The following is a 19,106-nucleotide window of genomic DNA, read 5'->3' on the forward strand; positions in this document are numbered from 1 at the left end:
GCGTCTGGATAGACTTTTCGTAGAACAAGTCGCAGGTTGGACCGTCCTTCGATGGACTGGTTAAGTTTCCGTTACACGGTCCGACCCCTGATAAACCGGAGGCCCAGCGTGACCACCGACGCCGAGTCCATGGGCTCGATCCTCAGCACCGGGCTCGAAGCCGACCGCCTGTTGCTGGGCCGCACCAGCACGGCCGAACGGCTGGCGGACATCCTGCGGGGGCGCATCACCGAGGGCTTCTTCGAGCCCGGCAGCCGGCTCTCCGAGGAGGCGATCGGCGGGGCGCTCGGCGTCTCCCGGAACACCCTGCGTGAGGCGTTCCGGCTGCTCACCCACGAGAAGCTGCTGGTGCACGAGCTGAACCGGGGCGTCTTCGTGCGGCGGCTGTCGGTCGAGGACGTCATCGACCTGTACAAGGTGCGCAAGCTCGTGCAGTGCGCCGTGCTGCGGGAGATCACCAGCCCGCCGGGCGACAAGCTGCAGGCCGTGGAGGCCGCCGTCGCGGACGGCGAGGACGCGAAGAAGCGTCAGGCCTGGCGCGAGCTGGGCACCGCGAACATCCACTTCCACCAGGCGCTGATCACGCTCGCCGGCAGCCCGCGGGTCGACGAGCTGGTCCGCGGGCTGCTCGCCGAGCTGCGGCTGGTGTTCCACGTGATGGCCGACCCGCAGCCGTTCCACGAGCCGTACCTGGAGCGCAACCGGGAGATCCTGGAGACGCTGCGCACCGGCGACGGCCTCACGGCGGAGCGGCAGCTGGCCGCGTACCTCGACGACGCGGAGGAGCAGCTGGTCGAGGCCTACCGCCGGGTGATGTGAGCGCGGTTCCGGCGCGGGCGGCACTTCGCCCACGCCGGAAGCGGGGTCAAGCCGAGATCTTGAGGTCCTTCAACAGCTTCGCGACGTGACCGGTCGCCCGGACGTTGTACATCGCCTTCACGATCGTGCCCTCGGGGTCGATCACGAACGTCGACCGGATCACGCCCTGCACGATGCGCCCGTAGTTCTTCTTCTCGCCGAACGCGCCCCACTCGGTGAGGACCGTCTTGTCCGGATCGGACAGCAGCGGGAACGTCAGCTGCTCCGCCTCGGCGAACTTCGCGAGCTTCTCCGGCTTGTCCGGCGAGACGCCGAGCACCTGGTAGCCGGCGCCGTCGAGTTCGCCGAGGTTGTCCCGGAAGTCGCAGGCCTGCTTGGTGCACCCCGGCGTGCCCGCGGCCGGGTAGAAGTAGACGACGACGTGCCTGCCCCGGAAGTCCGACAGCGAGACCTGCTTGCCCGTGCTGTCGGGAAGGGTGAAGTCGGGGGCCTTGTCGCCGGCGGTGAGCCGCTGCGGGTCAGTCATGCCCCGAGCGTATCCGGGGGAGGGTCAGGCCGGCCCGCAGTACACGGCGATGACCGGGCTGGTCGCCGTCGGGCGCAGCGTCAGCCGCATCTCGGCCGGCTCCGGCGGCGCGGTGAAGGCCAGGTTCAGGCGCACGTCGCGCCCGGGCTGCACGTCCTTGCCCGCGTCGACGATGCCGCTGTAGCCCTGCGTGGAGTCCACGACCTGCTTCGACGCGACGTCCCCGACGGTCGCCGACACGCTCAGCCCGGACAGCCGGTACGGCTGGTCACCCTCGTTGCGGATGATGATCTCGAACGCGACCGCCCGGTCGCTGCGCGGATAGGCGCTGTTGCTGGGCTTGAACGGTTTCGGCGCGGACACCGACACCGCGACCCCGTCGTCGAACCGGTACTGGCCGCCGAAGTCCAGGGTGCGCAGCGCGGGGACCGCCTGCTGGATCGCGACATCACCGCCGGTGCTCGTCGACCCGCTCTCGACCTGCGCCGGCGCACCGCAAGCGGTCACCGCCACCAGGACGAGGGCGGCCATCGCGTGCCTCGGGGTGCGCACAGGGGCCACTTCCTCACATCTTCGGCTGCCCGGCCGGCTGGTCCGTTCGGGGTAGGTATTTCCGCCGGGCGCGCTCCACTCTGTCCCTAGTCGCGGGCGGGTGCGAGTCACGGCGCGGGGTTGACGCGGACCTGGTGTCGGGCTGTGGCCGATCCGTGATCGGCGGGCCACCAGCCGTGATCGCGCTCACCCCGATGGGGTCACACGGCCATCGCGAGGAAGAGGATGAAGGTGCCGCAGCCGACCAGCCAGGCGACGATCAACCAGCCGAAGTCGCGCCACGGGTCCACCGTGTGGTTGTCCTCGCCCGGCACGTAGACGCCGCGTTGCTCGAACCAGTCCGCCACGCTGCTCACCCACGACAAGGGGTTGCGGCCAGCCACGCTGTCACCTCCGGAACTGCGCGATGCGGCTCACAGTATCGGGTCGCCTCAGCCATCGGCTCGTCACGGTGCGTACGACATTTGGCCCAATGGCTGTGACCTCGATCACGACCTGAGGCAACGAACTGATAACAACAGTAATCATGTCGCGGGCAGTAAGCGGATTTGGAGAGGTTCAGCGTGACGAGCGACGACAAAGACACTCGACCGAGTGCCACGACGCGGCAGATCAGCGTCGCGGAGTTGCTGCGCAGGGAAGGCGTCACGCAGGAGTTCACCGCGGTCAAGCTGCCGAAGGAGCCCGTCGACGACTCCGGTATCACCCCGGAGATGGCCGACGCGCCCACCGTGCGCATCCCGGCGGCCAGCATCCTGCGCCGGGAGAGCGAGCCGGGCAGCCGGTGGGACAAGCGCAAGGCAGGCCGCATCGGCGCCCTCGCCGCCGGTGTGGCGGCGCTGGCCGGGGTCGCGGTCAGCACGCTGACCACCGGGCAGCTGCACGACGCCGCGGCGCCGGGCGGCGCGGGTGGCGGGCCGGACACGAGCACCGGTCACACGCCGACCAGCACGATCGCCGCCCCGCAGCAGCAACTGCTCGCCAGCAGCACGCCGACCTCGACCAGCGCCGAGCTGCCGCCGTCCGGCAGCGCGTCGTCGCAGGCCCAGACGCCGGCGGCGCAGAACGGGACCAGCAGCGCGAGCAGCCAGGCGCGCACCAGCCAGTCGACGGCCGGTGGCACCACGGCGGCGCCGACCACCTCGCAGGCCGCCCCGGCGCCCGCCGTCAGCACGACGACCGGCTCCGGCAGCGCCGAGACCACGTCCCCGGAGACGACCACGCCGCCGGAGACCACGACCGAGCCGAGCTCCCAGCAGCCGAGCAGCTCGCCCGGCACGACCCAGCCGACCACCAAGAAGAACGACGGCCTGGTCGGCGGTCTCCTCGGTGGACTCGTCGGCGGTCTCCTCGGCGGCTGACCACCCCTCACCACGGCGAAGGCCACTCCCGGCGGGAGTGGCCTTCGGTCGTTTCAGCGGGGCATCCGCCGCCAGATCGCCCGCGGCAGCAGCCGCATCAGGAAGAACACCGGCCGCAGCACCGGCGGCACCCACACCTCGCCCCGTCCCCGCCGCAGCGCGCGGACCGTCGCCGTCGCGACCTGTTCCGGCGTGCTGGAGAACGGGGCGGGCGACATGCCCTCGGTCATGCGTCCGACGACGAAACCCGGGCGCACCAGCAGCAGCCGCACGCCGCTGCCGTGCAGGGCGTCGGCCAGGCCGCTCGCGAACCCGTCCAGCCCGGCCTTCGCCGAGCCGTACACGTAGTTCGCCCGCCGCACCCGGACCCCGGCGACCGAGGAGAACACCACCAGCTGCCCGCCGCCCTGCGCGCGCAGCAGGTTCGCCAGCTCCGTCAGGATGCTCACGTGCGCGACGTAGTCCGTGTGGATCACGGCCATCGCGTGCGCCGCGTCCCGTGCGGCCCGCTCCTGGTCGCCCAGGATCCCGAACGACACCACGACCGTCTCCAGTGGACCGTGCTCGGCGACGATCCCGTCGAGCACCTCGCGGTGCCGGGCCACGTCGTCCGCGTCGAACTCGACGCGGACCACCTCCGACGCGCCGGCCCGGCGCAGCGACGCTTCCTCGGAGTCGAGGTCGCCGCTGCGCCGGGCCGCCAGCACGAACTTCCGCCCGCCGTCCACGAGTTTCCGTGCCACGGCGAGCCCGATCTCACTGCGCCCGCCGAGCACCAGCACCGTTCCGCTCACGCCGGGCAGTCTGCCCGACGGTCAGTGGGCTGCGCGGCCCGACCGGTGCATCCGCCAGCGCGACGGGCGGTGGTGGCCGGTCTGCGGTCCCGTCTGGGCCGCGGTCTGCTGCGGCACCGGGCGGGTCGGGACGTCCGCGTTGCCCGGCACGTTGTCACCGGTCACCACCGGCTGCTGCGTGGTGGTGGCGGTGTCGGTGGACTCGACGTGCACCTTCTTGCGCGCCGGCATCACGGCCATGATCAGGCCGAGCACCGCGGTCGCCCCGTGCAGCCAGTTGTCGGCGGTGTTGAGGTTGAGCGGGTTGCCGAGACCGGACACCGGGTTGGCCGAGATGACCCCGGTGATCATCAGGCCCCAGATGGTCACCAGGCCGAACCCGATGAACAGGACCCAGCCGTAGGTGCGGGCCGAGGCCGATGTCGCGGCGAACAGCAGGCCGAGCACGCCGACCACCACGTGCACCAGGTTGTGCAGCGGGTTGATCATGAAGCCCATCAGCATGTGGTCCGTGTTGCCGGTGAAGTCACCGAACCCGGTGCGCACGAACCCGACGATGCCGATCGCGAGGTAGACCAGACCGACGAGCGCGGCGAGCACCTGGACCGGCTGGAAGCCGGCCACCCGGACGCGGGCGTGTTCCGAACGAGACATGTCGCCTGTCCCCTTAATCCGACGGTCACCACGATTGCGTGATGTGCCCAACGGGTTACCCGGGGGTGGAATCGGGCAAACTCACCGCACGAGCCGCCCGAGCAGGGCGGATGCGACGGCGATGGCGATGACGGCGGAGCCGGCGAGCACCCCGAAATCCACCCATACGTGGTCCGCGGTGCCGATCAGCAGTCCCCGCAGGGCGTCCACTTCGTAACTGAGCGGATTGACGTGGCTGAGCACGCGCAGCCAACCGGGCATCAGATCCACCGGGTAGAGCGCGTTGGACCCGAAGAACAACGGCATCGTGATCGCCTGCCCGATGCCCATCAGCCGTTCGCGGGACAACACGAGCCCGGCGATCACGATCGACAGGCAGCAGAAGAACGCCGATCCGAGCACCACGGCGAGCGCCGCGCCGGCCAGTTTCAGCGCGTTCGCGGTCAGGCCGACGCCCAGTACCGCGGCGAGGATCAGCACGATCACGGCCTGCGCGAGTGCCCGCACCCCGGCCGCGAAAGCCTTGCCGGTGACCAGTGCCGCGCGCGGCGTAGGCGTGACGAGCAGCTTGCCCAGCACGCCGGCGTCGCGTTCCCAGATGATCTGGATGCCGTAGAAGATCGCGATGAACAACGCGGACTGCGCGAGGATCCCCGGGGCGAGGAAGTCCAGGTAGGGGGTGCTCCCGGTGGGGATGGCACGCAGGCGGGTGAAGGTCTCGCCGAAGATCAGCAGCCACAGCGCGGGCTGGATCGCGCGGGTGAGGAGTTCGGCGCGGTCGCGGCGCAGCTTCTGCAGTTCGACCAGGCACATCGTGCCGACCCTGGACAGCAGGCGGCGGACGGCGCCCGGATCAGCCGAGGCGGCGGGCGGTGCGGCGAGCGGCGCGGACATCGCGGATCCCTCCCTTGTCTGCGTCGTCGAACGCGTCACCGGTGACCGCGCGGAATACGTCGTCCAAAGTGGACCCGGTTCCGAGTTCCGCCCGCAGGTCCGCCGGGCTGCCCAAGGCGCGGATCTTGCCGCGGTGCATGAGCGCGACCTGTTCGCAGTGCTGCTCGGCCTCGTCCATGTAGTGCGTGGTCACGAGCACCGTCATGCCGGTGTCGGCGCGGACCTGCTCGATGCGTTCCCAGACGCTGGAGCGGGCCACCGGGTCGAGCCCGATGGTCGGCTCGTCGAGTATCAGCAGCCGGGGCGCGCTGACCAGCGCCTGCGCGAGTTCGAGGCGGCGGATCATGCCGCCGGAGTAGGTCGAGGCCGGGCGGTCGGCATCGCTCAGCAGGCCGACGGCGCCCAGTGCGTTGTCGACCTGCTCGGCCCGTTCGCGGCGCGGGACGTCGAAGAGGCGGGCGAACAACGCGACGTTCTCCCGTCCGCTGAGCGCGCCGTCGGCGGAAAGTTGTTGCGGCACATAGCCGATGAGCCGCCGCACGCGCATCTTGCGCCGCGCGGCGTCGAGCCCGAACACCTCGACCGCGCCGGCTTTCGCGGGCAGCAGGGTGGTGATCATGCGGATGGTGGTGGTCTTGCCCGCGCCGTTGGGGCCGAGCAGTCCGAAGATCTGCCCCGCTGGGATCTCCAGGTCTACGCCGTCGACGGCGACCGTGTCGCCGAAGGCGTGCCGGAGCCCGGCGCAGCGCACCGCGGGTGTGGTCATCTCTCCTCCTGGATCGCGGCGATCAGCCGGCCGAGAGCGGGCAGGGCGGCCTCGATCGCGTCCCGGTCCCCGGCGGGCAGGGTCGCGATCGCGTCGGCCACGAAGCCGGTGCGGGTGCGGCGCCAGTTGGCCAGCCGGGCCCGCGCCGCGGCGGTGAGTTCGAGCCGCGCAGCGCGGCGGTCGTCCGGGTCGACGTGGCGGTCCAGCAGCCCGGCGTCGACGAGCTGGTTGACGAGCGTGCTGACGGAGTTCCCGGCGAGGTGCAGAGCACGAGCAGCCGCGGCGACGCCGATGCCGGGGTGCTCGTGGACCACGCGGAGCAGCTCGACCTGCGCCGGGCGCAAGGGCGCGTGCGGCAGGGTGTCGCGCACGCGCCTGCGGACGACCCGTCGCAGCGCGGCCGTCGTGGTCATCAGGTTCTCGGCCAGTTCCCGCACGTCGCCCAAGGTAGCTCTGTTTAAGAGCTGTTAGCAACGCTCACTAATCCGGCGATCCGGAGGAACGGGAGTGACCGGTCAGCCGAGGAGTCGGTGATTCGACTTGATGAGCAGTGGCAGGTGATCGAGCCGTTGGCGCCGGTGTCGGGGACGAAGGGACGCCCGCGGGGCGATGACCGCCGGGTGATCAACGGGATGTTGTTCAAGGTCATGACCGGCGTGGCGAGACTTGCCGGAGCGATATGGGCCGTGGAAGACGGGTCCCGCGGCGGACCCACCGTCAAGATCCACCTGGCCTGCGACGGCCACGGACGGCTCCCACCGGAGCATGATCGACCTGGCCGCGCTGCTCATCCGGCTTCGAGGACAGGCTCTAGGGCAGGTGGAAGACGGCGCCGGGAGCCGCGTACGCGACCGGCCCTTCGAAGCGCGCCGCCGCGCGGGTGACGGCGTCGCCAGGTGTGAGGAACGGCCCGACGTGCGTGACGATCAGCCGCCGCACCCCCGCGCCGGCCGCGGCCTCGCCGGCGTCCTCCGGGGTGTGGTGCGCCTCCGAAGGCTCCGGGCCGTCCGCCTCGCACAGCAGCGCGTCGCAGTTCTTGGCCAGGCTGGTCACCGCGGGGCAGGGCGCGCTGTCGCCGGAGTAGGCCAGCGAAGCCGCGCCCGTCTCGATGCGCACGCCGAACGCGGGTATGCCGTGCTCGACGGCCGCGGCGGTGAACGTCATCGGCCCGATCTCCGCCCGGTGCCCGTCGGACAGCTCGTGCACGGCGAAAGCCCGCTCGACCGGGCTGCGCGACGGTCCGTTGGTCAGGAAGTCGGCCAGCCGGTCGGCGATCCCGGGCGGGCCGAACAGCGGGATCGGCGCGGGCAGCTCGACGTCCGCGAACAGGGCGCCGTAGTACGCGGTGAGCAGGTCGGCGCAGTGGTCGGCGTGCAGGTGCGAGATCCAGATGGCGGCGAGCCGGTCCAGGCTGGTGTGGCGGCGCAGCTCGGCGAGCGTGCCGGGGCCCGCATCGAGCCACACGTGCGTCTCCCCGCTGGACACCAGGTAACCGGAGCACGGGTTGCCCGGCTCGGCGTAGGGCGTGGCGGAACCGAGGACCGTCAGGCTGAGATCGCTCACCGGGCCGAGCTTAGCCTGCGTCTCATGATCGACAAGTCGACAACTCTACTGTGGACGGAAACACCCGTCCGGGTAACGGACCGCCCTCGCTAAAGTCCTGCGGGTGAGTACCGGAATCTCCACACTGGCGAGTCAGTGCCCAGCGCTGTCCCGGACGAGGGCGCTGGCGAGCTGGGTCGGCGACGGGAGACCCGTTACCCCCAAAGGAGTTCTGCGTCCCGCCGACGTCCCCTCGGTCGCCGGGGTGCTTGGGGTCGAGGTCGGCGAGAAGGTCCGCTCGGCCGCGGACGTCGTCACGATCCACCGGCCGTGGGTGGCCGCGGAAGGCGCGGGCCTGATCGAGGTCGGCGTCGCGGAGGCGGTCGCGCGCCCGCCGCACGACGATCCGGCGCAGCTGTGGCTCAAGGGGCTCGACGCGGTCCTGCGCGCCGAGTCGGCCGATCCGCGCCGTCGCGGGGCGTTCGCGATGTGCCGGGCGGTGCTCACCGCGCTGGCCAACGGCCCGCTGCTCGACGACCTGGTGTTCTCGGTGCACCGTCTGCTCAAGGGCAGCGAGGACGGGGACGCGGTCGCGTCCAGCTTCGGCGGCACGGACCTGTTCCCCCTCGACGCGGCGCTGGACGTGCTGACCGAGTTCGGCGCCCTCGACGCCGACCGGAAGGTGACGCCGCTGGGCCAGTGGGCGCTCGACGAGTGGGCGGCCCGGGAACCGCGACCGGTCACGCCCGGGCTGCGCGCCGCCCAGCTGCTGAGCCGTCTCGCGCCGCTGCCCGCCGACGAGGCCTGGCGGCAGGCGCTGCGCTGGTTCGAGGGCAGGCGCCCGGTCGACGGCGCCGCGCAACTGCTGCACGCCGCGGAGTTCGCGTCCCCGGTCGAACGCGTCGCGGCGATCGAGGTGGTCGCCGGCTTCGGCGACGAGGTGCTGCCGGCCTGGCACGTCGCCCTGGGGTACCGCAACGTGCGCCCGCACGCGGCGGCGATGCTGGAGATGTGGGACGACGGTCCGGGTCTGTCCGAATCGGAGCGCCGGCGGCTGGTCACCGAGTACGCGTTGTCGGCGCGGGAACGCAGCGGGGTCGAGGAGGCCTACCACTACGTGCGCGACCGGGGCGGGCCCGGCGCGCTGGAGCCCGAGGCCACGGCGTTGCGCCGCGAGCTGCAGGCGTTCGCGGAAACCGTGAAGCTGGCCGTCTACCAGCTGAAGGTCACCGTGACCGGCCGCAAGCCGCCGCAGTGGTGGCGGCTGGTGATCCCGGCGAGCGTGACGCTCGGCGTGCTCGCCGAGGCGCTCGACGCGGAGGGCGCGGAGCACCACTTCGAGGCCGACGGCGTCCGCTACGCCGACCCGTTCTTCGGCCTCGGCGAGGACCGCGACGAACACGACGTGCGGCTCTCCCACGTCCTGGTGCGGCCGGGCACGAGCCTGCGGTTCTTCCTCGGCGCGGAGGAGCACTCCGTCACGTGCGAGAAGATCCTCGACCCGGACCCCGGCCTGACCTACCCGCGCTGCACGAGCGTGTCCAAGGTCGGGGAAAGCGCTTCCGCACGCAACAAGCGCCTGGCCGCCGTGCGCATCCCGCACCCCGCGCACCCCTGGTGATCAGTCGTCCGCTCGCGCGCCGGCGTGGCGGGCCAGCCGATCCGCCAGTGCCCGGACCAGGTCGCGGAGTGCGCCGGGCTGCTCGATGACGAACGGCTGATCGAGCGCCGCGAGCAGGGGCGGTATCCAGTCGAGTCGCTGCGCCCGGATCCGCGCCCGCACCCAGGGATCGCCGCCGGTGATCGTCTCCAGCGACGCGACGGACGGCGGGAAGACGGAGCGGATCCGCTCGGGCGTCGACCGGATCCGCACGGACACCTCGTGCTCGTACGGCGTCTCGGCGAGGGCGCTGAGCACCCGCTCGGCGGGATCGAACCCCGCCGGCACGTCGAACGTTCCCGCGGCGATTTCCACAGTCCTGATCCGGTCGACCCGGAACGTGCGCACCTGCCCGTTGGCCGAGTCGAAGCCGCTCAGGTACCACCGCCCGGAGTGCGCCACCACCCCGTACGGGTGGACGACGCGTTCGCTGGCGCCGCCATGGCCCGCGGTGTAAGCGATTTCGACCGGCCGGCGATCCCGCGCTGCCTCCGCCACGGTGAGCAGCACCCCGGCCTCCGCCGTGAGCGCCGGCCGTGGGGGCGCGGTGAAGCCGGCGATCTCCAGCAGCGCGTCGAGCCGCCGCCCGACGGCGTCGGGCAGCACCCGCCGGATCTTCGCGACCGCGCTCTCGACGGCCGCGACCGACGTGGTGATCAGGCCGGCCCGCCGCCCCGCGACCAGACCGAGCAGAACGGCGAGCGCCTCCTCGTCGGTGAGCATCAGCGGGGGCATCCGGTAGCCGGGCGACAGCCGGTACCCGCCGTGCCGTCCGCGCACCGTGCGGACCGGGACGTCGAGGTCACGGAGGTGATCGACGTAGCGGCGGACGGTGCGCTCGTCGACGTCGAGCCGCCCGGCGAGCTCGGCCACGGTCCGGGTCCCGCCGCTCTGGAGGATCTCCAGCAGGGCCAGCACGCGGGCGATCGGCCGGGTCACCCGAAGATCCTCGCAATACCGGGCGGATCCTGTCCACTATCGCCCCTAGCGTGGCCGGTGTTCCTCCCAGAAGTGCCGAAAGGACCCGCCGTGCAGCTCGTCTCCGTCCGTGTAATCACCAGCGACGTCGCCCGTCTTGCCGAGTTCTACGAGCAGGTGACCGGCCTCCGGGCGCGGTGGCTCGCCGAGCAGTTCGCCGAGTTCCCCGGTTCCGCGTGCACGCTCGCGATCGGCGGCGCCGAGACGATGTCACTGTTCAGCCCCGGGGCTGCCGTGCCCGAGTCGAACCGTTCCACGATCCTCGAGTTCCTCGTCGAGGACGTGGACCGGGCGTACGAACGGCTGACGTCGCTGGCGGTCGTCCCCGAGATCGTGCAGAAGCCGACGACGATGCCGTGGGGCAACCGCTCGCTGCTGTTCCGCGACCCCGACGGCAACCTGGTCAATCTCTTCGCGCCGCTCACCGAAGAGGCCAGGGCCAGGCTCGCCCGTTGACGACCGGCCGTCAGCCGCGAGCCAGCCGCTCCAGGATGAAGCCCCGCAGCCCGTCCAGGTCCGTGTCCACGGCCACCTCGACGCGCCCCGGCGCGACGTCGCCTTCCGCGTCCGCGCGCAGCGCCTGCCGCCGCCGGTCGACCAGCGTCGCGCCACGGGCGGGGCCCATCGAGCACTCCACGTCGATCGGGTAGCTCTCCGTCCGCAGGATCCCGGGCCGGATCGCCTCCGCCACCGCGACCGCGTCGTGCAGCACGATCCCGTCCCACCCGAGCGCCTTGCGGTAGTGCGCCAGGTAGTCCGGCGTCAGCGCCTCCAGCGCGGCGCCGATCGGCCCGGACGCGGCGAGCTTGCCCAGCCACGCGCTGTCCACCGCGCACCGGTAGGTCAGGTCCATCGGCACCAGCACGCACGGCACGGTCTCTTCGACCAGCACCCGCCGCGCCGCCTCCGGGTCGCTCCAGATGTTGAACTCCGCCGCGCCCGTCGTGTTGCCGCCCGCCAACCCGCCGCCCATCACGACGATGCGGCCGATCTTCTCCCGCACCTCGGGGTGCGCCGCGAGCAGCAGCGCGATGTTCGTCAGCGGCCCGATCGGCGCGATCGTCACCGGCTCCGCGGCCGCCTCCAGCAGGGAAACCAGCAGGCTCACCGCCCCGCCCGGCTCCAGCGCGCGGTCCGGCTCGGGCAGCGCTGCCGAGCGCCCGGACAGCCCGTCCGAACCGTGCACGTGGCTGGCGCGTTGCAGCTGGGCGTGCACCAGTGGCCGTGCGGCCCCTGCCGCGACCGGCACGTCCACGCGCCCGCACAGCGCCAGCACGCGGCGCGCGTTGAGGGTGGTCGCCTCGAGCGGGACGTTGCCGAAGACCGTCGTGACCCCCAGCAGGTCGACGTCCTCGCTCAGCGCCGCCAGCGCGATCGCGAAGGCGTCGTCCACGCCCGGGTCGGTATCGATGATCAACGGGGTCGGCATACTGTCAACCTATGACATCGATGTGGGGATCGCCGGTGCTGTCCCGGGTTCAGGCGTGGCGCCGCGCCCGGCGCGACCCTCGTCAGGCGAAGTTCCTGACCGCCGACTCGCTGCGCTGGGTGCTGCGCAACCGCGCCTACACCCCCTGGTACCTGGTGCGGTACTGGCGGCTGCTGAAGTTCCGGCTGGCGAACCCGCACATCATCCTGCGCGGCATGGTGTTCCTCGGCAAGGACGTGGAGATCCACTGCCGCCCAGGCTACGGCCGCCTGGAGATCGGGCGCTGGGTGCACATCGGCGACGGCAACGCGATCCGCTGCCACGAGGGTTCGCTGCGCATCGGTGACAAGGCCGTCTTCGGGCGCCAGAACGTCATCAACTGCTACCTCGACATCGAGCTCGGCGCGGCGACCCTGGTGGCCGACTGGGTCTACATCTGTGACTTCGACCACGTCACCACGGACATCAACCTGCCGATCAAGGACCAGGGGATCGTGAAGACGCCGGTCCGCATCGGGCCGGACACCTGGATCGGCACGAAGGTCTCGGTGCTGCGCGGCACCCGCGTCGGCCGCGGTTGCGTCCTCGGCGCGCACGCCGTGGTGCGCGGCGACATCCCGGACTACGCGATCGCGGTCGGCTCCCCGGCGCGCGTGGTGCGCGACCGGCGCGCCGACTACGAAGCCGACGCCGAACGCCGCGAAGCCATCGCCGACATGGCCCGCAAGGCGAACAAGGCGCTGCAGAAGACCCTCGAACAAAGCTAGTGCCGCGTAGCGGCTCCGTTGAGGGTGGCGGTGGGCGAGGGGCTGGCCCGGGTCTAGCGGGTTGCCAGCGCGGTCAGCGCCGCGCGCACCCGCTCCCGGATCGACTCGTCGTGGATGAGGCCGTCCGCGCCGATCGCATCCCGCGGCACCGGGATGTGCACGCACGCCTCTTCGACGATCCGCGTCCCCAGGTAACCCAGCACGGTCCGCAGCGATGCGTGCGCCCCCGCGGCGCCGGTGACCGAGGACGACACGTTGATCCACGCCACCGGCTTGCCGTCCATCGCGTCCGAGCCCACCGCCCAGTCGAGCAGGTTCTTGAACGACCCGGGCAGCGCGCCCGCGTACTCCGGTGTGCAGAACAGCACCGCGTCCGCTTCCTTGAGCTGTCCGCGCAGGTCGGCGACGGCGTCCGGGAGCGGGTCCCGGTCGTCGTCCGGATCGAAGTGCGGCAACGACCGGAGCCCGTCGTAGACCTCCACGACCGCGCCCTCCGGCGCGATCGCCTGCGCGGTGGCGAGCATCGCCGAGTTGGTCGAGCCCGCCCGCGTGCTCCCGCTGACGGCCAGGATCCGGAAGAGCGTCGTCATGCGCCCACGCTATCCCTTGGGCACCGCCGGGTACGGGACGAAGGTGCTGGTGTTCTCGTCGACCGTGAGCTGTTTGCCGATCGTCGGGAACGCGCGCTGCGGGCAGGCCGGCCGTTCGCACACCTTGCAGCCCATGCCGATCGGCGTCGCGGCCGCCTTGACGTCCAGGTCCAGACCGGTCGAGTAGATGAGCCGCCCGGCGTGCCGGAGTTCGCAGCCGAGTCCGACGCTGAACATCTTGCCCGGGCTGCCGTATCCGCCGATGTTGCGCGACACGGTCCGCGCGATCCAGAAGTAGCTCTTGCCGTCCGGCAGCGTCGCGATCTGGGTGAGGATCTTGCCCGGCGAGCTGAACGCCTCGTAGACGTTCCACAGCGGGCACGACCCGCCGACCCGGGAGAAGTGGAAGCCCGCCGCGGACTGCCGCTTCGACATGTTGCCCGCGCGGTCCACCCGCACGAACGAGAACGGCACGCCGCGCCGCTTGGGCCGCTGCAGGGTGGACAGCCGGTGGCACACCGTCTCGAACCCGACACCGAAGTGGTCGCACAACCGCTCGATGTCGTAGCGGAAGCTCTCCGCCATGGACAGGAACGGGCCGTAGGGCAGGATCAGCGCGCCTGCGAAGTAGTTCGCAAGGCCCACCCGCGCCAGCGACCGCGCGGCCGGGCCGGAGAACGCCCACGAGTCGGCCAGTTCGGTGATCAGGTCGTCGTACTCCAGCAACGCGATCTGCGAAGCCATCCGGAACGCCCGCTGGCCCACGCGCAGGCTCGGCGCGAGCCGCAGGATCTTCGAGTCGGGGGAGTAGCGGTGCTGCTCGCCCGCGGCCTCGTTGATGCCCTCGGTGGTCACCTGCACGCCGTAGTGGTCGGCGAGCCGGTCCTGCAAAGTCTTGTGAACGCCGCCGCGGCGCAGGCCGATGTCCTCGGCCATCCGCTCGGCGCGTTCGTCCAGCTCGGCGACGTAGTTCTCGCGCTCGTAGAAGAAGTCGCGGACCTCCTCGTGGGGCAGGGGCGCGGCGGCGCTGCCGTGCGGGCCCGTGCCGTTCTCGGTCACCAGCGCGGCCGTGCTCTCCACCGCCGCCCGGTAGCTGCGGTGCAGCCGCACCAGTGCCTGCGCGATGGTCGGCAGGTTGGTGGCCAGCTCGTTGAGCTCGCTGGTGGTCGCCTCGATGCCGAGCGACTCGTCGAGCAGCGCTTCGCGCACGTCGGCGACCAGGCGGCTGGTGTCGTTGTTGGCGAAGAACTCGGTGTCGACCCCGAACGCCTCGGTGATGCGAAGCAGCACTGGAACGGTCAAGGGACGCGAGTTGTGCTCGATCTGGTTCAGGTAGCTGGGGCTGATTTCCAGCAACCTGGCCAGGTCCGCCTGGCTCATCGACCGGCTCTCGCGTAGGTGGCGCAGCTTCGCGCCGGCGAAAGTCTTCTCCACGACAGGCCCTTCCCGAGGATCTTTTCCCGACCGCACCGATCACGTGACCGATTCAGTCCACGAACTTTGCAGCGGCTGCGAAACCTCGTTTCGCAACCTTCACAACATGCTACGCCAAAATTTGCAGAAATTGGCAAATTGGAGCGCTGGCGGTGTTTGCGCAGCGCATGTCATGGTCGATCCAAGCAAGCGAGTCATCGCAAAGTTCGCAAAGGTGGAGAACTCCCATGGCAGAGCAGCCCAACGAGTTGCAGCAGGAAGCCGCGAAGCTCGAGCAGCAGTGGGCGTCGGACCCCCGGTGGAAGGGTGTCAAGCGCTCCTACAGCGCGGCCGACGTGGTGAAGCTGCGGGGCAGCGTCGTCGAGGAGCACACGCTGGCCCGCCGCGGCGCCGAGAAGCTCTGGAACCTGCTGCACACCGAGGACTACGTGCACGCCCTCGGTGCGCTGACCGGTAACCAGGCCGTCCAGCAGGTGCGCGCCGGCCTGAAGGCCATCTACCTGTCCGGCTGGCAGGTCGCGGCCGACGCGAACCTCGCGGGCCAGACCTACCCGGACCAGAGCCTGTACCCGGCCAACTCGGTGCCGGCCGTCGTCCGCCGCATCAACAACGCGCTGGGCCGCGCCGACCAGATCAACTGGGCCGAGGGCAACAACGACATCGACTGGTACGCGCCGATCGTCGCCGACGCCGAGGCCGGCTTCGGTGGCCCGCTGAACGCGTTCGAGCTGATGAAGGGCATGATCGCCGCCGGCGCCGCGGGTGTGCACTGGGAGGACCAGCTCGCGTCCGAGAAGAAGTGCGGCCACCTCGGCGGCAAGGTGCTGATCCCGACCAAGCAGCACGAGCGCACCCTGAACGCGGCCCGCCTCGCGGCCGACGTGCTGAACGTGCCGACCCTGGTCGTCGCCCGCACCGACGCGCAGGCCGCGACGCTGATCACCAGTGACGTGGACGAGCGCGACCAGAAGTACATCACCGGCGAGCGCACCTCCGAGGGCTTCTACAAGGTCCGCAACGGCATCGAGCCCTGCATCGACCGCGGCCTGGCCTACGCCGAGTACGCCGACCTGCTGTGGATGGAGACCTCCACGCCGGACCTCGAGGTCGCCCGCCAGTACGCCGAGGCGATCAAGGCCAAGTACCCGGACCAGATGCTGGCCTACAACTGCTCGCCGTCGTTCAACTGGAAGAAGCACCTGGACGACGCGACCATCGCGAAGTTCCAGCGCGAGCTGGGCCACATGGGCTACAAGTTCCAGTTCATCACGCTGGCCGGCTTCCACGCGCTGAACTACTCGATGTTCGACCTGGCGCACGGCTACGCCCGCGAGGGCATGACCGCCTACGTCGACCTGCAGGAGCGCGAGTTCGCTTCGGAGGAGCGGGGCTACACCGCCACGAAGCACCAGCGCGAGGTCGGCACCGGCTGGTTCGACCTGGTCAGCACCGCGCTGAACCCGGAGAGCTCGACCACCGCGCTCACCGGTTCCACCGAAGAAGCCCAGTTCTAGAAGAAGTCGCGAGCGGCCAGGGCGCGCTCGCCCTGGCCGCCTCGCGGCCCCTCCAGGAAGGCTTGCCATGTCCCACAGGTTCACCTCGCAGATCGAGGTCGCCGGCCCGGCCGGCGAGCGGTACGACGAGATCCTCACCCCGGCGGCGCTGGCCTTCATCGCGCGGCTGGACAACGAGTTCGCCGGACGGCGGCGCGAGCTGCTCGACGAGCGGCGGCAGCGGCGGGAGAAGCTCGCCGGCGGCGAAGAGGTGCTCGACTTCCGGCCGGAGACCCGCTGGATCCGCAACGACGACTCCTGGCAGGTGGCGCCCGCGGCGCCCGGCCTCGAGGACCGGCGTGTGGAGATCACCGGCCCGACCGACCGCAAGATGACCGTGAACGCGCTGAACTCCGGCGCGAAGGTGTGGCTGGCCGACTTCGAGGACGCGACCTCGCCGACCTGGTCGAACATCGTCGGCGGGCAGCTGAACCTGTTCGACGCCATCCGGCGCGACATCGACTTCACCACCGAGTCGGGCAAGCGCTACACGATCTGCGACAACCCCGCGACGATCGTCGTTCGCCCGCGTGGGTGGCACCTGGTCGAGAAGCACCTGCGCATCGACGGGCGGCCGGTTTCGGCGAGCCTGGTGGACTTCGGGCTGTACCTGTTCCACAACGCGCGCCAGCTGCTGGCGCGGGGGAGCGGGCCGTACTTCTACCTGCCCAAGCTGGAGAACCACCTCGAGGCGCGGCTGTGGAACGACGTGTTCCGCCTCGCGCAGCAGGAGCTGGGCATCCCGCAGGGCACGATCCGGGCGACCGTGCTGATCGAGACGATCACCGCGGCGTTCGAGATGGACGAGATCCTGTTCGAGCTGCGTGAGCACGCGGCCGGCCTGAACGCGGGCCGGTGGGACTACATCTTCTCGATCATCAAGAACTTCGGCGACGCCGGTGCGGACTTCGTCCTGCCCGACCGCGCCGAGGTCACGATGACCGCGCCGTTCATGCGGGCCTACACCGAGCTGCTGGTCCAGACCTGCCACAAGCGTGGCGCCCACGCGATCGGCGGGATGGCGGCGTTCATCCCGAGCAAGGACCCGGAGGCGAACGCGCTGGCGTTCGAGAAGGTCCGGCAGGACAAGGAACGCGAGGCGCGCGACGGTTTCGACGGCTCGTGGGTGGCGCACCCCGGTCTGGTGCCGGTCTGCCGGGAGGTCTTCGACGACGTGCTGGGCGGCTGGCCGAACCAGCTCGGCCGGACGCGCGAGGACGTTTCGGTGACCGCTGAGGATCTGCTGAACGTGGCCAGCGCGGGTGGCGAAGTCACCGAAAAGGGTCTGCGGGCCAACATCAACGTCGCTCTGCGCTACGTGGACGCGTGGCTGCGGGGGACCGGCGCCGCCGCGATCTTCGGCCTGATGGAGGACGCGGCGACCGCGGAGATCGCGCGGGCGCAGGTGTGGCAGTGGATCCGCAACGGCACGAAGCTCGACGACGGCACGGCGGTGACCGATTCGCTGGTCCGGACCATGCTGGACGAGGAGCTCGCGTCGGTGCGGGCCGACCTGGGCCCGGAGGCCAAACTGGACGATGCGCGCGAGATCTTCGTGGAGACGGCGCTCGGCGAGAAGCTGCCGAACTTCCTGACCACCGGCGCGTACGCGCGCTACCTGACGGATCTGGTCTAGAGCTCCGTCCGTGTTGAGAGGACCCCGGTTTTCCCTCTCCTGACGGGGAAAACCGGCTCGCGCTGGCTGTGGCCGGACAGCGCGGACACTCGGGCCCGGTAGGTATGCTCCACCTACCGGGCCCGACCTGTCCGCAAAATTTCTGTCTTTTGGTAGATGTGTAGAACCCTCCCGACGCGCAATCCTGGACTGCGACACCGTTCACCAGGGCGCCGAAGGAGCTGGTAATGATCCCTGTAGTCCGCCGTTTCACCCGATCGATCGTGGTTCTCGCGAGTTTGGTCGCCGCGTGTGTGTGCGTGCCGGCCGCGCACGCGGAGCCCGGGATCGTCGGTGGCAAGCCCGCGAACATCGCGGAGTACCCGTTCACCGTGGCGCTGACCGATGCCACCGGCCTCCAGTTCTGCGGCGGGACGCTGGTCGCGGCGGACAAAGTGCTGACAGCGGCGCACTGCGCGCAGGGGGAGAGCCCGCCGTCGCTGCGAGTCGTCAGTGGACGGACGCAGCTGAGCGGCCGGGACGGGACGGTGTCCACTGTGTCCCACGTGTGGGTGCATCCGCAGTTCAAGGACGCCACGCAGGGCTACGACGTGGCGCTGCTGACCCTCACGCAGCCGTTGACCGCGCAGCCGCTGCCGCTGGCGACGAAGGACGACCCGGGCTACCAGGCCGGCACCGAGGCGACGATCCTGGGCTGGGGCAACACGGAGCCGATGGGCGACTCGTCGGACGTCCTGCTGAAGGCGACGGTCCCGGTCACGAGCGATGATTATTGTGCGAAGGCGTACCCCCAGCAGTACACCCCCGAGGCGATGGTCTGTGCCGGCTACCCGGAGGGCGGAGTGGACACCTGCCAGGGCGACTCGGGAGGCCCCCTGGTGGCCGCCGGAAGGGTCGTAGGAGTCGTCTCGTGGGGCGAAGGCTGTGCCGAACCAGGAAAGCCGGGAGTCTACGCCCGAGTCGGCGCCTACCACGACGAGCTGCAAGCACAACTAACCCCAGCCGACGTCCTACCCTGACGCCTCGCCGGCCGCCTACCAGCACTCCCCGCCCCCACCGGCGCACCTCCCCGCCCGCTGGCGCGCCCCGGTCCCACCGGTGCGCCCCTGCCGCCCGCCGGCGCACCCCCGGCCCGCCGGGTGCACCCACCG

21 protein-coding genes and 1 pseudogene are annotated in these 19,106 nt (G+C 70.9%); 9 read left to right on the plus strand and 13 right to left on the minus strand.

Annotated elements, in window-relative coordinates; all coding sequences use genetic code 11:
• Window positions 1-129: 129 nt before the first annotated feature.
• Complete coding sequence (locus tag AMY39116_RS0336055) at window positions 130-819, plus strand: GntR family transcriptional regulator (protein WP_027931978.1); 690 nt, start codon at window positions 130-132, stop codon at window positions 817-819.
• A gap of 46 nt (window positions 820-865) precedes the next feature.
• Here the strand turns inward: AMY39116_RS0336055 and bcp are convergent, their stop codons facing one another.
• The 3 genes from bcp to AMY39116_RS45785 form a co-directional block, all read right to left on the minus strand.
• A complete protein-coding gene (gene bcp, locus AMY39116_RS0336060; protein WP_020422451.1) occupies window positions 866-1,345 on the minus strand; it encodes a thioredoxin-dependent thiol peroxidase in 480 nt (159 codons plus the stop codon).
• Between the two features lie 24 nt (window positions 1,346-1,369).
• Window positions 1,370-1,897 (minus strand): hypothetical protein, encoded by a 528-nt coding sequence (locus AMY39116_RS0336065; protein WP_235716283.1) that lies wholly within the window; start codon window positions 1,895-1,897, stop codon window positions 1,370-1,372.
• Window positions 1,898-2,097: 200 nt separating this feature from the next.
• Window positions 2,098-2,280: a hypothetical protein gene (locus tag AMY39116_RS45785; RefSeq protein ID WP_017987385.1), complete on the minus strand. Its 183-nt coding sequence runs from the start codon at window positions 2,278-2,280 to the stop codon at window positions 2,098-2,100.
• Between the two features lie 180 nt (window positions 2,281-2,460).
• Here AMY39116_RS45785 and AMY39116_RS0336075 point away from each other — a divergent pair, with 180 nt between their 5' ends.
• Complete coding sequence (locus AMY39116_RS0336075; protein WP_020422454.1) at window positions 2,461-3,258, plus strand: hypothetical protein; 798 nt, start codon at window positions 2,461-2,463, stop codon at window positions 3,256-3,258.
• 53 nt (window positions 3,259-3,311) lie between these two features.
• Here the strand turns inward: AMY39116_RS0336075 and AMY39116_RS0336080 are convergent, their stop codons facing one another.
• The 5 genes from AMY39116_RS0336080 to AMY39116_RS0336100 all read right to left on the minus strand — a co-directional run bounded on the left by AMY39116_RS0336080 (window position 3,312) and on the right by AMY39116_RS0336100 (window position 6,812).
• Window positions 3,312-4,052 carry an SDR family NAD(P)-dependent oxidoreductase gene (locus tag AMY39116_RS0336080; RefSeq protein WP_027936526.1) on the minus strand — a complete coding sequence of 247 codons (741 nt, stop codon included), beginning with the start codon at window positions 4,050-4,052 and terminating at the stop codon, window positions 3,312-3,314.
• A gap of 21 nt (window positions 4,053-4,073) precedes the next feature.
• Entirely contained in the window at window positions 4,074-4,706 is a 633-nt protein-coding gene (locus AMY39116_RS0336085) for a DUF4383 domain-containing protein (RefSeq protein WP_027936527.1), read from the minus strand.
• Between the two features lie 81 nt (window positions 4,707-4,787).
• Window positions 4,788-5,600 carry an ABC transporter permease gene (locus tag AMY39116_RS0336090; RefSeq protein WP_020422457.1) on the minus strand — a complete coding sequence of 271 codons (813 nt, stop codon included), beginning with the start codon at window positions 5,598-5,600 and terminating at the stop codon, window positions 4,788-4,790.
• Window positions 5,560-6,366: an ABC transporter ATP-binding protein gene (locus AMY39116_RS0336095; protein ID WP_020422458.1), complete on the minus strand. Its 807-nt coding sequence runs from the start codon at window positions 6,364-6,366 to the stop codon at window positions 5,560-5,562. Before AMY39116_RS0336095 ends, AMY39116_RS0336090 begins: the two co-directional genes overlap by 41 nt.
• The gene (locus AMY39116_RS0336100) at window positions 6,363-6,812 is read right to left on the minus strand and encodes a MarR family winged helix-turn-helix transcriptional regulator (protein WP_020422459.1); all 450 of its coding nucleotides are present in this window, start codon (window positions 6,810-6,812) and stop codon (window positions 6,363-6,365) included. Before AMY39116_RS0336100 ends, AMY39116_RS0336095 begins: the two co-directional genes overlap by 4 nt.
• An 84-nt stretch (window positions 6,813-6,896) precedes the next feature.
• On the opposite strand from AMY39116_RS0336100, the pseudogene AMY39116_RS47710 reads away from it, so the two are divergent.
• Window positions 6,897-7,062 (plus strand): annotated as a pseudogene (locus AMY39116_RS47710) (transposase); the annotation flags it as partial.
• Between the two features lie 114 nt (window positions 7,063-7,176).
• Here the strand turns inward: AMY39116_RS47710 and AMY39116_RS0336105 are convergent.
• A complete protein-coding gene (locus tag AMY39116_RS0336105) occupies window positions 7,177-7,929 on the minus strand; it encodes an MBL fold metallo-hydrolase (RefSeq protein WP_020422460.1) in 753 nt (250 codons plus the stop codon).
• 103 nt (window positions 7,930-8,032) lie between these two features.
• Here AMY39116_RS0336105 and AMY39116_RS0336110 point away from each other — a divergent pair, with 103 nt between their 5' ends.
• Window positions 8,033-9,529, plus strand: coding sequence for a plasmid pRiA4b ORF-3 family protein (locus AMY39116_RS0336110; RefSeq protein WP_235716284.1), 1,497 nt, complete (start codon window positions 8,033-8,035; stop codon window positions 9,527-9,529).
• Here AMY39116_RS0336110 and AMY39116_RS0336115 read toward each other — a convergent pair whose 3' ends face one another.
• Window positions 9,530-10,507, minus strand: a complete 978-nt coding sequence (locus AMY39116_RS0336115; RefSeq protein WP_020422462.1) for a YafY family protein — start codon at window positions 10,505-10,507, stop codon at window positions 9,530-9,532.
• Between the two features lie 90 nt (window positions 10,508-10,597).
• Between AMY39116_RS0336115 and AMY39116_RS0336120 the strand changes: the two genes are divergently transcribed.
• Window positions 10,598-11,002: a VOC family protein gene (locus AMY39116_RS0336120; RefSeq protein WP_020422463.1), complete on the plus strand. Its 405-nt coding sequence runs from the start codon at window positions 10,598-10,600 to the stop codon at window positions 11,000-11,002.
• Between the two features lie 10 nt (window positions 11,003-11,012).
• Here the strand turns inward: AMY39116_RS0336120 and AMY39116_RS0336125 are convergent, their stop codons facing one another.
• Window positions 11,013-11,975: a nucleoside hydrolase gene (locus AMY39116_RS0336125; RefSeq protein ID WP_020422464.1), complete on the minus strand. Its 963-nt coding sequence runs from the start codon at window positions 11,973-11,975 to the stop codon at window positions 11,013-11,015.
• Between the two features lie 11 nt (window positions 11,976-11,986).
• On the opposite strand from AMY39116_RS0336125, the gene AMY39116_RS0336130 reads away from it, so the two are divergent.
• Window positions 11,987-12,742, plus strand: a complete 756-nt coding sequence (locus tag AMY39116_RS0336130; protein WP_020422465.1) for an acyltransferase — start codon at window positions 11,987-11,989, stop codon at window positions 12,740-12,742.
• Window positions 12,743-12,795: 53 nt separating this feature from the next.
• Here the strand turns inward: AMY39116_RS0336130 and AMY39116_RS0336135 are convergent, their stop codons facing one another.
• Together AMY39116_RS0336135 and AMY39116_RS0336140 are read right to left on the minus strand one after the other, a co-directional pair.
• Complete coding sequence (locus AMY39116_RS0336135; RefSeq protein ID WP_020422466.1) at window positions 12,796-13,332, minus strand: NADPH-dependent FMN reductase; 537 nt, start codon at window positions 13,330-13,332, stop codon at window positions 12,796-12,798.
• A 9-nt stretch (window positions 13,333-13,341) separates the two neighbouring features.
• Entirely contained in the window at window positions 13,342-14,766 is a 1,425-nt protein-coding gene (locus AMY39116_RS0336140; protein ID WP_020422467.1) for a short-chain fatty acyl-CoA regulator family protein, read from the minus strand.
• A gap of 227 nt (window positions 14,767-14,993) precedes the next feature.
• On the opposite strand from AMY39116_RS0336140, the gene aceA reads away from it, so the two are divergent.
• From aceA to AMY39116_RS0336155, 3 genes are all read left to right on the plus strand, one after another.
• On the plus strand, window positions 14,994-16,280 hold the full coding sequence (gene aceA, locus AMY39116_RS0336145; protein WP_020422468.1) for an isocitrate lyase: 1,287 nt from the start codon (window positions 14,994-14,996) through the stop codon (window positions 16,278-16,280).
• Between the two features lie 67 nt (window positions 16,281-16,347).
• On the plus strand, window positions 16,348-17,955 hold the full coding sequence (gene aceB / locus AMY39116_RS0336150; protein ID WP_020422469.1) for a malate synthase A: 1,608 nt from the start codon (window positions 16,348-16,350) through the stop codon (window positions 17,953-17,955).
• A gap of 227 nt (window positions 17,956-18,182) precedes the next feature.
• Window positions 18,183-18,974, plus strand: coding sequence for a trypsin-like serine protease (locus AMY39116_RS0336155; protein WP_020422470.1), 792 nt, complete (start codon window positions 18,183-18,185; stop codon window positions 18,972-18,974).
• Window positions 18,975-19,106 lie beyond the last annotated feature (132 nt).

The organism is Amycolatopsis sp. ATCC 39116 (assembly GCF_000231075.2).
Lineage (GTDB): Bacteria > Actinomycetota > Actinomycetes > Mycobacteriales > Pseudonocardiaceae > Amycolatopsis_E > Amycolatopsis_E tucumanensis.

Excerpts from the sequence above, each read along its gene's own strand:
- AMY39116_RS0336095 (WP_020422458.1), bottom strand. The coding sequence starts at position 6,366 with ATGACCACACCCGCGGTGCGCTGCGCCGGGCTCCGGCACGCCTTCGGC.
- AMY39116_RS0336130 (WP_020422465.1), top strand. The coding sequence starts at position 11,987 with ATGACATCGATGTGGGGATCGCCGGTGCTGTCCCGGGTTCAGGCGTGG.
- AMY39116_RS0336055 (WP_027931978.1), top strand. The coding sequence starts at position 130 with ATGGGCTCGATCCTCAGCACCGGGCTCGAAGCCGACCGCCTGTTGCTG.
- aceA (WP_020422468.1), top strand. The coding sequence starts at position 14,994 with ATGGCAGAGCAGCCCAACGAGTTGCAGCAGGAAGCCGCGAAGCTCGAG.
- bcp (WP_020422451.1), bottom strand. The coding sequence starts at position 1,345 with ATGACTGACCCGCAGCGGCTCACCGCCGGCGACAAGGCCCCCGACTTC.
- AMY39116_RS0336155 (WP_020422470.1), top strand. The coding sequence starts at position 18,183 with ATGATCCCTGTAGTCCGCCGTTTCACCCGATCGATCGTGGTTCTCGCG.
- AMY39116_RS0336085 (WP_027936527.1), bottom strand. The coding sequence starts at position 4,706 with ATGTCTCGTTCGGAACACGCCCGCGTCCGGGTGGCCGGCTTCCAGCCG.
- AMY39116_RS0336125 (WP_020422464.1), bottom strand. The coding sequence starts at position 11,975 with ATGCCGACCCCGTTGATCATCGATACCGACCCGGGCGTGGACGACGCC.
- aceB (WP_020422469.1), top strand. The coding sequence starts at position 16,348 with ATGTCCCACAGGTTCACCTCGCAGATCGAGGTCGCCGGCCCGGCCGGC.
- AMY39116_RS0336135 (WP_020422466.1), bottom strand. The coding sequence starts at position 13,332 with ATGACGACGCTCTTCCGGATCCTGGCCGTCAGCGGGAGCACGCGGGCG.
- AMY39116_RS0336090 (WP_020422457.1), bottom strand. The coding sequence starts at position 5,600 with ATGTCCGCGCCGCTCGCCGCACCGCCCGCCGCCTCGGCTGATCCGGGC.